8 protein-coding genes are annotated in these 14,483 nt (G+C 41.7%); 4 read left to right on the top strand and 4 right to left on the bottom strand.

The annotated features are described in order from the left end of the window. Both ACT3TU_RS08175 and ACT3TU_RS08170 read left to right on the top strand, forming a co-directional pair. Positions 1–1,154, top strand: a 1,154-nt coding sequence (locus ACT3TU_RS08175) for a glycerate kinase (protein WP_444784263.1), incomplete at its 5' end; no start/stop codon positions are given. Between the two features lie 182 nt (positions 1,155–1,336). Further along, a complete protein-coding gene (locus tag ACT3TU_RS08170) occupies positions 1,337–2,146 on the top strand; it encodes an enoyl-CoA hydratase (protein ID WP_192522933.1) in 810 nt (269 codons plus the stop codon). A 106-nt stretch (positions 2,147–2,252) separates the two neighbouring features. Here the strand turns inward: ACT3TU_RS08170 and ACT3TU_RS08165 are convergent, their stop codons facing one another. Then, complete coding sequence (locus ACT3TU_RS08165) at positions 2,253–2,591, bottom strand: RidA family protein (RefSeq protein ID WP_192522932.1); 339 nt, start codon at positions 2,589–2,591, stop codon at positions 2,253–2,255. 70 nt (positions 2,592–2,661) lie between these two features. Continuing rightward, on the bottom strand, positions 2,662–3,909 hold the full coding sequence (locus tag ACT3TU_RS08160; RefSeq protein ID WP_192522931.1) for an NAD(P)/FAD-dependent oxidoreductase: 1,248 nt from the start codon (positions 3,907–3,909) through the stop codon (positions 2,662–2,664). Positions 3,910–4,654: 745 nt separating this feature from the next. On the opposite strand from ACT3TU_RS08160, the gene ACT3TU_RS08155 reads away from it, so the two are divergent. After that, the gene (locus ACT3TU_RS08155) at positions 4,655–9,259 is read left to right on the top strand and encodes an AAA domain-containing protein (protein ID WP_444784262.1); all 4,605 of its coding nucleotides are present in this window, start codon (positions 4,655–4,657) and stop codon (positions 9,257–9,259) included. A gap of 87 nt (positions 9,260–9,346) precedes the next feature. Here ACT3TU_RS08155 and ACT3TU_RS08150 read toward each other — a convergent pair whose 3' ends face one another. Further along, positions 9,347–10,732 (bottom strand): DUF2931 family protein, encoded by a 1,386-nt coding sequence (locus ACT3TU_RS08150; protein WP_192522929.1) that lies wholly within the window; start codon positions 10,730–10,732, stop codon positions 9,347–9,349. 190 nt (positions 10,733–10,922) lie between these two features. Continuing rightward, positions 10,923–13,082: an ATP-dependent helicase gene (locus ACT3TU_RS08145; RefSeq protein ID WP_192522928.1), complete on the bottom strand. Its 2,160-nt coding sequence runs from the start codon at positions 13,080–13,082 to the stop codon at positions 10,923–10,925. 249 nt (positions 13,083–13,331) lie between these two features. Between ACT3TU_RS08145 and ychF the strand changes: the two genes are divergently transcribed. After that, positions 13,332–14,423 (top strand): redox-regulated ATPase YchF, encoded by a 1,092-nt coding sequence (gene ychF, locus ACT3TU_RS08140; RefSeq protein WP_444784261.1) that lies wholly within the window; start codon positions 13,332–13,334, stop codon positions 14,421–14,423. Positions 14,424–14,483: the final 60 nt, after the last annotated feature.

Here is a 14,483-nt window from a genome sequence, read left to right as displayed (position 1 = left end):
GATTTGTAGAATATAAAATGAAAATCTTAATCGCTCCCGACTCGTTTAAAGAAAGCTTAGAGGCATTAGACGTTTGTCACGCTATCCAATCTGGATTTAGACAAGTGTTTCCAAATGCTGACTATACTCTATTGCCTATGGCTGATGGCGGCGAAGGCACCTCTGCCGTTTTGTCTTATGTATTGGGTGGGCGCTGGAAAGAGGTGCGCGTCCATGACCCCTTGATGCGACCCATTACCGCAAAGTATTTACTATTACCCGATGCCACAGCAGTGATCGAAATCGCTCAGGCCTGTGGCTTACACCTACTCACTGTAGCAGAGCGCAACCCTGTTATTACCAGCAGTTACGGTGTCGGCGAACTGATTGCTGATGCTTTAGACGAAGGCGCCACACGTATCATTATCGGGTTGGGCGGTAGTGCCACCAATGATGCGGGGCTTGGTATGCTAACGGCATTGGGCATGCAGCTTTTTGATATTTATGATAAGCCACTGGCTCAAGGTGGCGGTGAGCTTATCAAACTACAGCGAATAGATAACCAAAAATTCCATGCAAGTGTGCTTGATACGATGTTTGAGGTGGCGTGTGATGTGACCAACCCATTATGTGGTCCGTTAGGTGCCAGTGTGATATTTGGCCCGCAAAAAGGCGCTGATCCTAAACAAGTCGAGCAATTAGATGCCTCATTAAATCACTTTGCTAGTGTATGTAAGCAACAAGGATATCAGGACAATCAACAAGTAGCTGGTGCTGGTGCAGCAGGTGGTCTTGGCTATGCGCTAATGACTTTTTGCCAAGCGCAGTTGCAATCAGGCTTTGATACGATTGCCGAAGTGACTAACTTAGCGCAGCACATTGCCAACGCGGACTTGGTCATCACCGGCGAAGGCAAACTTGATGCTCAAACCGCGATGGGTAAAGTTGCAGGTGGTATCAGTGAACTTGCTAAAGCCAGTCATACGCCAGTCATTGCTATTTGTGGCAGCGTTGACGGTCTAACACCTACTCAGACTTCCCAGTTCGATGTCGTCGTGCCTAGCATCCAAAAGATAGATAGCATCGATCAGGTTCTAAGTCATGCTTATGAAAATATAGAAACGACTGCTGCCAATATTGCCGCTGCCATGCGCTTGGGTCAAAACATGCGATAGAAAAACAGTCCTTTAAAATACTTGCTGTACGCTATTTTTTATGAGTGCGTGGCTTATAGATATATGGCAAAACAAGCAATCTATCATACTACTGATAAAGCTTGCCCTAGTACGCAAATGACTATTTACAGTGCTGCTTAGATGTTATATTGAACTTCAACACTGACGATCAAGGATGACAAATGACCCAGTCAAACCCTACTATAAATATAAGTGAACCGCTCGTTATTAGAGAAAACCACTCAAACAGTGTCGTTACTCTGACGTTAAATCGCCCCAAACAATTCAATGCATTATCTGTTGAGCTACTAACTGCTATGCAAAAAGAGCTGGACAGTATCGCTCAAGACAGCAATATCCGTGTGGTTGTGATTGCAGCCAAAGGTAAAGCATTTTGTGCCGGTCATAACCTAAAAGAGATGCGCGCGCACTCAGACGAAGCATTTCATAACGCTCTATTTCAGCAGTGTAGTCAGATGATGCTGACCATCAATCAAATGCCACAAGTGGTGATTGCTAAAGTACAAGGCATTGCGACGGCAGCTGGCTGCCAACTGGTCGCAACTTGCGATTTGGCAGTCGCCTCTGATAATGCAAAATTTGCTACTTCTGGAATAAATGTGGGACTATTTTGCTCCACGCCTGCCGTTGCGTTAAGTCGCAACCTATCTCGTAAGCAAGCGTTCGAGATGCTCATTACCGGTGAGTTTATCGATGCAAATACTGCCATGCAGCAAGGATTGATTAATCGTGTTGCACCCACTGAACAATTAGATGCGACGCTACAATCATTGGTTGATGCCATTATTAATAAATCGCCTATGGCTACTGCTACAGGCAAAGACATGTTCTATAAACAGCTAGATATGGACTTAGCGAATGCTTATGAATATGCCAGTAAAGTGATGACCTGTAATATGATGGCAGACGATGTGAGCGAAGGCATTGACGCCTTTATCGAAAAGCGCCAAGCGGTATGGAAAGGGCAATAAACGAATCAATAATTTAGCCCGTTATATAAGATAGGCTCCCATGAAAAAGGACATGATATCGCTATCATGTCCTTTTCTTATTCTATGCCAATATCACAATGCGCAATTACTCAGCTGCGATAGCCGTAATCTCAACCAACAATTCAGGACGAGCCAGCGCCGATTCACCGCAAGCGCGAGCTGGTGGCTGCACGCCTTCAAACCACTTGTCCCATACTTCGTTCATCGCCGCAAAATCGGACATACTCTTTACCCATACTGTCGCCATGAGCATTTTTGACTTATCACTACCGACTTCTTGCAGTAGACTTTCGATCTTCTCTAGACAAGTTAATGTTTGGGCTTTGATATCGTCTTCCGCGTTGCCTACTTGACCTGATAAATAAACGGTCTGGTTATGCACAACGATCTTACTCATACGTTGACTGCTGTGTAGTTTTTTCATGGATTATTATCCTTAATTTATTAAAGTACTCGAATATACAAGCATTCAAACAGGTCGTTTTCACGGCTACTTAGCGAGAAAAACGCTCAGCACTAAATGGTTTAATATCGACCAATACGGGTTTATCATGAATCATCTCTTCAACGACACGGCCCGTCATAGGTCCCAAAGTGAAGCCCTGATGACTGTGACCAAAAGCAAACCATAGATTCTCATGCTTAGGCGCAGGACCAATAACTGGCTTCATATCAGGCATACAAGGACGTGATCCTGCCCACGGCTCACTCTCAACTGCATCTTCTAGGGGTAATATTTTGCGAGCAAGTTTTAAGACGGTTTTTAATTGTCCAAAGTTCTTTGGCGCATTCATCGTGGTCATCTCAGCACCCGTCGTAATACGAATACCTTGCTGCATCGGCCCCATGACAAAGCCTTTATCCATATCAAACATGCTGTGATTGATGGTATTTTTTTCGGTCACTTTAAAGTGCTGATGATAGCCACGCATCGGGAACAATGGTAGATTATAACCCAGTGGTTTGATCAAATCATTGGACCAAGGCCCAGCTGCGATGACCAATTTATCACTATAGTAGGTTTCGTTATCAGTAATAACCTTCCAACCGCCCTCTTCTTGGACAATTTCTTTTACACTGCTTTCTTTGATAGTACCTTCCATCTCTTGGAAGTTTTTCGCATAGGCTTTTACTAGCGAGCTTGGGTTAGAGACTTGCCAAGAGTTAAGCCAGTGAATCGCGCCAACGAAACCTTCAAAATTGGCGCTGGGCTCCATTGCTTTTAACTCTTCCACCGTCAGTACGTTATGCTCCACACCCTGATTGCGAGCGTCGATAGCCAATTCGATTGCTTCTTTAAGCGTCTCTTCAGAACGATGTAGCTGCAACCAACCATCACGAGTAATCAGCTCGTCAGCACCCGAGGCAGTAATCATAGTTTGGTGCTCGCTGGTGCAATGCTCAATCAGTGTCTGCCACTCGGCTTCTATTTTTTTAACTGATGCAGGCGTAGAGTATTTCCAATACTGCAAAAGTGCTTGATGATAACGCAAAATCGCTGGAATTCGATAGCGAATATCGGTGCCTTGATTCGGCAATACTCGTATCATTTCAGTCAGCTGGCGCGGAAATGGATGTGTATGTATCGCTTCGCGTTGAATCAATCCCGCGTTGCCGTATGAAGTCTCCGAACCCGGTAGTTTCTTATCTAAAAGTAAAACTTGAGCATTATTTTTTTGTAGATGCCAAGCAACTGATGTGCCAACCATCCCTGCACCGATAACGATAACTTCATAGCGCATAACATGTCCTTTTTTAAGGTCTTAATACAAAGTGTTTAATAAAATAGATATAACGACTAAGGTGGTAATAGTAACGCATTAAGCCAAATATTAAACCCTAATCTCATAATTATTTTTATCATTAAACACTTTTAGTTATGTGTTTTTCTAAGAGGTATTTTTGATAGGAATAGTGAGAGAAATTAGCTGAAATATAGTCCTATATTTAATAACTCATCAATCATCAATCATCAATCATCAATCATCAATCATCAATCATCAATCATCAATCATCAATCATCAATCATCAATATTAAGAATAGCAATAATCAGCACTAATTTTTAAAAAGCCTAGGGAGTGTCCTCATTTTGAAAATGGTGATAAAAATGAGATAAATTGCTGTCAAACAAGGAAAATAGCACAGATAATATCAAGATATTAGCCAGATATTTGACGCAGTTTGGCAAGATTTAGCCATTTTTAGCCCATTCAGTTGATTTTGTTCAGATTGAGGGCATGCCCTAGATGTGACTTATTACTATTAATTTCTGTGCTATAGTTTGGTCTTTGTTTTTAGTTTATGAGCGAGCAGTAATCTAAGTGCTTTATGATTTAAGCAGCTTATAAGTAACACCTTATAAATAACACCTAAGAAGTGTCAGTGATTTCAGGGCTAATTTTTTGATGATTTGGAAGAGTTAATAGATGAGTATTTACGTAAAAAGACTGGCCTCTCAGATTGAATTCATTAAGCAGTGCGCTTTGATGAAAAAGACTCCTACTCAAGACTTCGTTAAACACAACGATTTCAATTGTACTGAGGAGCAAGTGATAGGTTTGCCAGGTATTAGTCTCAATGTCACAGACGACACCTCCGAGGATGTTTGGCTTCGTTTAGAGCGCTTACGTGAAAACTCTGCCCCACAACCTAGCAGCGCGCTATTAGCAAGCTGGTTGGATATGCCAACAAAGTTCAGCGACCAACCTTTATTGAAAACAAAAATCAGGGCACACCAATTAGCAGATAATGGCCTTAGAGATTATGAGGAAGCATTTACCCCATTTGAGGTTAAGGATGACCATCAGGATGAGCAACCAGCTTTAGAAGATGACTCACTAACCACAGAAATTTATCTAAAAGATTTTTCTGATAGAGATATGCTGCAAAATGAGTTTAAACGTTATATCGACAATATCTGGAAACCTTGGCTGATAGAAGAAAAACTTGTACGCCAAAGTATTGCTTTATATGCAAAGCTATTTAAGCTCAATCAAATGCTGCAAGGCAATCTGGCTGACGAATCATTGGAGCTGGTTTGGGGTGTGGGTATTGCTGTACAAAAAGATTCTGATAATGAACAAAACAGCGAGCAAATAAAGTATCCATTATTAACCCAGACTATCGAGATAGCATTAGATCAAAAAACAATGGCTTTACTCATAAAGCCTAGCTTAACGCCTCCCATCTTTGAAACCGAACCTTTTTCTATGGATGAGAATCAAGGTTTGGCTAAACTATTAGAAGTCTGTAAACAGTTTTATGAGTCAGAAGATGTTGTATTAAATCCTTTTTTACCCAGTAGCTATGAGCCTATCTTAAAATCAGCGGTGACCTTGCTTGATTCTTCTGGCGTATATTGGCCAGAGCACACAAGTACTGATGCGCGAAAAATACCTAAGGCTCAGAATAACCTTATCGTCACCGATACATGGGTGATTATGGCGCGCCCTAGAAGTAATAATATATTTTTGCAAGACTTGGCTAAGTTCGCGGTCACACTCGAAAACAGTGACGACATTCATTTACCAAGCGCTCTAACCGCCATCTTGACAGAACCTGCTACAGAAAATAGAGAAGTAATACTACCTGCTTATCGCGGTCTATCCATGGTGAATGGCAGTGATAACTATGTAGGCACGCCAGCAGAGTTGTATTTCCCCAAAGCATTCAATAATGAGCAGGTACAAATCATACAACAACTGGATGTCCACGATGGTGTGGTCGTTCAAGGCCCTCCTGGTACTGGCAAGACGCATACCATTGCCAATGTTATTTGTCATTACTTAGCACTGGGCAAGCGAGTTTTGGTCACCTCAATGAAAGACCCCGCTCTAAAAGTCTTGCAAGAGCAACTGCCTGAATCTATTCGACCATTAGCGGTTAGTCTATTGACCAGTGAAAATGAAGGGCTAAAGCAGTTCGAATATACTATTAAAAAAATATCGAGTGAAGTTTCTAGTATCAACCGCGAGGTCTACAAAAAAGAAATCGTCATGCTAAATGACCAAGTTGATACCGTTCATGCCCAGTTGGCCAGCACTGATAATAATATTACCGCTTGGGCACGGTTAAATCTTGATGATATCGTACTGGATAGCGAAACGATTAAACCAATAGACGCAGCAACTGAGGTTGCTCAAAATAGGCAGCTGATCGAAAGCTTCCCCGATACATTAGGCATAGAAAATACTTTTACACCTCGATTTACTCCTGCCGATATTACTGAGCTAAAACGAGCAAGAATAACGCTCGGCATTGATTTGGATTATCTTGATAAAAAAATCCCTGCTGTTGCCAACATGCCGCCTATTAATACGATAAAGCAACTGCACCAAGATTTGATTTATACCAACGAATTAAAAAAAGCCGAGCAGCAAGGCGAGATTCCAAGTTTAGTAGACGACAGTACTAACACTATAAGCATTGCTCACGAAGCTGCTGCTAACACCTCCCATCTGATTGATCTTCTGCAAAAAACGGAAGCGGTTGGACAGGAATGGACAACTAATATTCAGCAGCATTTAGATGACCAGACGAAGCAAGATATTATTCAACATCTAAACATCCTTAACGATGAGATTAAATCTCTATTTAATGAAAGAACGGCTTATTTAACCAAACCCATCACGATAGCTGATGATTTTGATAAAAACCCAGAACTTGTTAGTGCGGTCAAAAACCTATCTGAAGGCAAAAAACCATTTGGTATAGCGGGGATTTTTGGTAAGTCGGTCGAAAAGAAAAACCTTGAAGCTATTATGATAATCTCAACACCGCCCGCAAGCGTAGAGGATTGGCAATATATATCAAGCTTTATAGCGTTTAGGAAAAAGTCACAAGCCCTTATTGTGAGATGGAATGCGTTATCGAACGAACTGTCTTTACCTGTATTTGAAGTCGTGCCTGATAACTTATCTAATTTAAATTCAGCCGTTTATTTATATGAAGACATTATTAATAGCAGAAACCTACAGCACAATATCAAACAAGCTCTAAAGGCTATATTTTTAGACTGGGATATTCTGTCTAACGCGCATTACAATAAAGATATTTTAGCTGAAATTAAAAACACCCTTGAGCAACATTTAAAGAAACATAATCTGGCAGAAAGTCTAACGCTAAAAGAGTCATTATTTAACGAGCTTGCAGACTGTAATGGTGATATTAGTGAAAAACTTGTTATTTTTTTAAAGCAACAAGTTGGCAGTCCGATGTTGTCTGATGCTGCATTACAGACAACGTGGGAAAATCTGCTAACTGAGCTACAGCGAGTGGATAATCTGACAACAGGTTTAGAGACTGTCGCTGCCATCACAGAGATTATTGAAAATAATGGTGCGCCGCTCTGGGCGGAACAATTGCGTTGTCAGCCTTGTGTTGAATCTGAAGATAAATTGTTATCCGATACATTGTTATCCGATAATTTATTGCCTGATAATTGGCAGCAAATTTGGCGGCTTAATAGATTAATGAGCTTTATAGACAGCACAGATGGGCGCAGAGAATTGGTTAATCTAACCAAAACTCGTAGCCGCTTAGAGTCAGATTTAGCAAGGCTTTATCAACAAGCTATCACCAAAAGAGCTTGGCTAAAAGTCGCAGAAAATGCAACGCCAAACGTTAGAGCTTCTTTAGAAAAATACCGCTCCGCCATTATGCGTATTGGTAAAGGCACAGGCAAAGGCGCCCACTATTATCGCCGAGAAGCGCGTGAAGCCTCTGCTGGCGCAAGTGCTGCCATCCCCTGTTGGATTATGCCGCATTATCGTATTTCTGAGTCCTTGCCAGCAGAGTTCGGCAGTTTTGACTTAGTTATCATCGATGAAGCGTCTCAATCTGATTTGACCGCATTACCAGCCATCATGAGAGCGAAAAAAGTTTTAATCGTGGGTGACGATAAGCAGGTTTCACCAGAAGGGGTTGGTCTCGATATCGAAAAAATTCGCAACCTCATGGCGCAATATCTGAGCAATCAAGTGCCTGTATATCGCTCACAAATGTCACCTGATCGCTCAATATATGACTTATTTAAAGTGGTATTTGCTGATAGCACCGTCATGTTAAAAGAACACTTTCGTAGTGTTGCGCCTATTATCGAGTTCTCAAAACGTGAATTTTATAATCATGAACTCATACCATTACGTAAAGCAAAACCCTCAGAACGCCTAGATCCACCATTAATTGATGTGTATATCGCAGATGGCTATCGGCTTAATGGCTCAGATATTAACCCTTCAGAAGTTAGGTTTATCGTCGATGAAATAAAAACGATTACGTCCGATCCAGCTTATAAAGATAAAACCATCGGTGTCGTTTCGTTACTAGGTAATAAGCAAGCGCATAACATTATGGAGTTACTCAATAAAAAGTTGGATGAGGCTGTCATGACCGCTTTTGATATTGCTTGCGGTGATGCTAGAACCTTTCAAGGTAAAGAGCGCGATATCATGTTTTTGTCATTGGTCGTTGCGCCAGGAGCTGCCCATGCGCAAACAAGAGACACCTTCGCCCAGCGCATGAATGTCGCCGCCTCAAGAGCGCGCGATAGAATGTATCTGGTACGTAGTATTGAGCTGGACGAGCTTAGCCAAGCTGACCATTATCGAGCAGAACTCATCAAACACTTCCAAGCGCCGTTTATGCAAGATGAAGAGCAAGTTGCGGATTTGCGTGATAAGTGTGAATCTCCTTTTGAAAAAGAAGTCTTCGACATTCTCATTGAAAGAGGCTATCGAGTCATGCCGCAAGTTAAAGCAGGTGCCTACCGAATTGATATGGTTGTAGAAGGTGAAGAGGACAATAGCTTAGCTATCGAATGTGATGGTGATAAATATCATGGACCTGATAAATGGGAAAGCGATATGCAACGCCAGCGTGTTCTTGAACGTGCTGGTTGGAAATTTTGGCGCTGCTTCGCCTCTACCTTTATAACCCATCAACAGGAAGTCATTGAAGATTTATTGGCGGAGCTGGAACGTTTACAGATTTATCCAATCACTACCGACCAGTCTTACCGCAGCTCATACGTCGAATCTAGAGTGGTCAATACCGTTGAAGAACCAATGGTTAATATAGAAGCTGATGCTTAGATATCTATCATTTATTAGATACTCAGCTCATAGCTATTTGTTTATACAATATCTACCACTTCAAGATATTAAGTAAGGCAAAGGATACTAATCAATATCTACAAAAGCAGGATCGCTCAAATCTTCTACTTTAGGTTTCGTAATAAAACGAGGGTAACCATCTGTATATTGATAAAAAGCGCCTTTAGCGACGGGGGATAAATAATACTGATAAGCACCATCAAGTGGAATTTTTTCAGCCCCTTTTTGTAGATAGGCTTCTTGTAATATCAACTCTTTATTAAAATGTAGCTTTACGGTTGCAAACTCATTTGCATCGACAGTCTCATCGTTGGTCATGTAAGAGCGCTTAGGGTATAGATGTTCGAAGCGCTTAGATAAATAATCAAGGTTTGGGTCCTGATAATAAGGTTGGTATAGCGAAGCATCCCATTTAGGGCGAGGGAAGAAATGCACTTCAATATAATGACGTTGTCCAGTCTCTTTGTCAGCAACCCAAGTGGTGAAAGTGTTGGGAACCGCCTTTAGAACGGTCTTCTCCTTCGCTACCTGTTCATCTACAACATCGTATGCTTCTGTATTAGCAAACTGGGCATAGTACTCTCCATTCCATTCATGCTCATCAATGGTAATGTCAAAGTTCCAAGGGTATTTTATCTGCATACGCTTATACCAGTCTGCGCTGATCTTCCAATCGCCTGACCGCCACCTCTCGTAAACTTCAGGACTTCTCTCTTTTAGGTTATCAATAAAAAACTCTTGCCTAAACTCCTGTCTTATTTGATTTTCTTCTTCATCATTTTTAAAAGGCCCAAAGCCAGTATTCACAGCCCTAAGTACATCAGTACCATATCTAGCTTCTATCTCGGTAGCTTGCCAAGCGCCAAGCTCTATGCGTTGACCAAAGTTACCAATAGCAAAGAGAATAACCCAACCTTCAGGTGCAGTCGCAATTTGTATATTACGGTAAAACAGAGGCACGTTGACATAAGGCACATCAACTGCTGATTCTTCCATTGTGCTTTTTTTAGTGTTAGTAAAGAGCGGTCGTATTTTGTCCATAGGTAGCAGAGTGTCTAGTTGGTAAAACTTATCATTTACTGTGCTGTAATAAGTGAGCTTGAGGCGTTCTGGCAGCGGTTGTTCAAAAGGGTTACCACCAAGAGGGTGTGCGCCATTTTGTCCCCAACGCGAGCCACCACTTCCAATAATAGTTCTTAGCCAAGTACCATCAGCCAAATAAAAGGCAGTATTTAAATCTTTATTTTCTTTAGAATTGATAAACTCTACACCTAATTTGAGCGTATCTTCTGAGTCTTTTTTATCATTAAAGGTGGCTTCGGAGTCAATAACTCCCCATCTAACAGTCATCTCATCGGTTTGATTGTTTTCAGATTTCATGGTTCTACTCCATACGCACGTCGTAATAATAACAATACCAATCAGGATAGTAAGCTTGATAATGATATTCATGGTATATCCTTTTAGTTGTTATTATTAGCTATTGATATTATCCAGTGATGATTTTTCGAGTAGGTAAGTCGGATTGATCCGTAACTAAAACCTCCTAAGATTGTTTCTACGGATTTGACGGCAGCTGTCAGTAGTAGCTTAGCGTAATGATAATTACTTTATAAGATGAGTAACTCAAAAGCGTAACCCCTCACCACCACACTGGATCATCACTCTCATCTATAGAATTTTTGCTGGTCTCGACCACTACCTTATCAGCGGGTAACTCTGCAATAAACCGTGATACTTTGTCGAAATACCCTGAATAGCTTGAGAAGTACTCTGGCGCTGTTAAAAACAACCTATTCTTTGCGCGACTACAGGCAACATAGAACAGCTTACGTTCTTCTTCCAATTCTTCAAAATCACTCAGCGAGCGGTAATGCGGGGTCATACCATCGACCAATGAATTGACAAACACCACCGGCCATTCAAGCCCTTTGGCACTATGAATGGTAGAGATAGTAACTTTATCAGTTTCTTCCTCGCCTTGCTTAGCCTTGCCTGCGGTAGCAACCGAATCATTAGGCGGATCGAGTGCCAAATTTTCTAAAAAACTATCAAGGCTATCATGCTCTGTGGCTAAGTTTTTTAGGACGCGAAAATCCTCGCTGCGCTCGCGCCAGTTCTCTTCAATCGTTTTCAAAATAGGAATATAAAACTCTAAAATTAACGCAATAACTTTTTCGACCGATTCTGCCTGACTGGCTTTGGTCAAAGTCGTATGTAGTGATTTAAGCTGTGGACTTTTTTTAGCGAATGACGGCATTAATAAAGGTTCAAAGGAATTATTGTCGACATTAATCGCTTGAGTCAATCGCGTTGCAGTAACTGCCCCCACGCCTTTAAACAAGGTTAAGATACGATGCCAGGCAATGGTATCATTGGGGTTATAAAGTATTTTGACAAAGGCTAAGACATCTTTGATATGCCGTCTTTCGATAAAGCGAATGCCGCCTACCACAATAAACGGAATATTGCGCTCCATAAACTCTAACTGCACATAACTCGATTGAAAAGACGTTCGGCACAATACCGCAAAATCTTGGTAATCGTAGTCGTCTTTCAATTCTATAATTTTATCAGCGATATATCGCGCTTCTTTAGTTTCATCGCTTAAACGACGAAATACCGGCTTTAATCCGTCTACGGATACCGCAGAGTACAACTGCTTTTGATAGCCCAAGGTGATTTGAGCGGACAAGGCATTGATATAGTCTAAAACAGCAGGCGTACTGCGATAATTTTGCTCAAGCTTAATGAGCTTTGCTTCAGGATAGCTCTCGCCAAATAATAAGATATTCTCATAATTGGCACCGCGAAAGGCATAAATACTTTGGTTGTCATCACCGACGACCATTAGCGACACCGACGCAGGTGCACATATAAGGTCGATTAGCTCTTTTTGCGGGATATTGGTGTCTTGATATTCATCGACCATGATGTAACGATATTGCTTTTGTAATAGCTGCCGAAAAGTATCATTATGCTTTAAATGGCGTACTACTTGGCTGATAATGTCATCAAAATCGTATAAATGATTGGCGCGTTTATATTCATGAAAATCGACCGCCAATTGCTCAATAATGGGAATGTGCACAGCGATATCAGGGTAGCTACTTTCGATTAACTCGCGGATATGAATGCGCCGATTTCTAGACGTTGAAAAGATATTCTGCAAGGTTTTTTTACGCGGAAATGCTTGATTGGTTATCTTAGTCGGATACTTTTTTTCTTTATTAATCAAATCGATGGCATCTTCACTATCGCCCGTATCTAAGATAGTAAAGCGCGGATTGATGCCCAACAATCCTGAGTATTGGCGCAGTAGCATATTGCAAAAAGAATGAAAAGTACCGCTAGTGATATCGTTTAGCGCTTTGCTGTTACTTAGATTGTCGGTAGAAAAAGAACTTGCCAGCAAGGTTTTAGCCCGACCTTTAATCTCATTGGCGGCTTTACGGGTAAAGGTTAATAGCAAAATCTCTTTTGGCGACACGCCATTTTCTATCAGGTAGCTGGTTCTATAGGTCAGAGTTTTGGTTTTGCCAGAGCCTGCACCAGCGATGACCAATACCTTACCGTCGATTGTCGTCGCGGCCAAGAGTTGGTTGGGATTAAGCTCACTGGCGTAATCGACTTGCAAACCCAAATGACTGGCAAGACGCTGATCTAGCACCTTAGCATCAGCATTCATCAAATTGGCTTCAAGCTTTTTAATCGCCTGTTCAAGCTGCTTAAGTTTGGGCTTCATTTCGATGAAGTTTTGTGGATAATTATAATGATGTGTCGCAAAAATTGTGGTGGTCATTGTCAGATACTGCCTTTGATTTTGATATTTTTTGGTGCGCCATTTATTATAAAGTTAGATAAATAAGACGTAGCTTAGCATAATAATGAAAGTGCGAAACGTAAGCGATCATGAGGCATGAAAATCCAATCACATAGCATAACAACCTCACCCATATTGGGTTAAATTTGCTACAATACGCCCAATTTTGATTTACTATTTTGCTAAGTCTTATACCAACTGATTTTATCAATATATTGAGAGCATGTTATGGGTTTTAATTGCGGCATCGTCGGTCTACCAAACGTGGGTAAATCCACCCTGTTCAACGCCTTGACCAAAGCGGGTATCGCCGCTGAAAACTTTCCATTTTGTACCAAAGATCCCAATACAGGCATCGTTCCTGTACCAGATTTACGCCTAAAAGCGCTAGCTGAAATCGTTAAGCCTGAGCGCGTATTACCAACCACGATGGAGTTCGTTGATATCGCCGGTTTGGTCGCTGGCGCCTCAAAAGGCGAAGGCATGGGTAACCAGTTCTTAGCCAATATCCGTGAGACCGATGCGATTGCCCACGTGGTACGCTGTTTTGATGATGACAACGTGGTACACGTTGATGGTCGCGTCAGCCCAATTGATGACATCGAGACTATCAACACCGAATTGGCATTGGCAGATTTAGAAGCGGTTGAGCGTGCTATTCTTAACCTAACCAAAAAGGCCAAAGGCGGCGATAAGGACGCTAACGCCATGCTTGATATCTTCAAAAGAATCGAGCCGTTATTAGCAGAAGGTAAAGCGGCTCGCGGTGCTAATTTAGACAAAGACGAGCAAAAAATGATCAGAAGTTATGGTCTTATTACTCTAAAGCCAACCATGTATATCGCCAACGTCTCTGAGGATGGCTTTGAGAATAACCCATACCTAGATGCCGTACGTAGCTATGCCACTGGCGAAGACTCTATCGTCATCGCTTTATGCAACCAAATAGAAGCGGAAATTGCCCAGCTTGATGAAGATGACAAAAAAGACTTCTTGGCCGAAATGGACATGGAAGAAGCCGGTTTGGATCAGGTCATTCGTGGTGGTTATGATTTGCTAGACATGCAGACTTACTTTACCGCAGGCGTAAAAGAAGTTCGCGCTTGGACAGTGGCTATTGGTGCTAACGCCCCTCAAGCCGCCGGCGTGATTCACACCGATTTTGAGCGCGGATTTATTCGTGCTGAAGTCATCGCTTATGACGACTTTATCGAATACAACGGTGAAAAAGGCGCAGCTGCTGCTGGTAAATCACGCCTAGAAGGTAAAACCTATATCGTACAAGATGGCGATGTGATGCATTTCCGTTTTAACGTTTAAGGTTAAAACTTCAACTTTTAGCGTTAAATATTAAATAGCCTGTTTGCACAGTTTTAGTAT

Source organism: Psychrobacter sp. AOP3-A1-26 (genome assembly GCF_052378235.1).
In the GTDB taxonomy this organism is placed as follows: Bacteria; Pseudomonadota; Gammaproteobacteria; order Pseudomonadales; family Moraxellaceae; genus Psychrobacter.
Note: the sequence above shows the minus strand (reverse complement) of the source record. Positions and strands in the feature narration are given on the sequence as shown.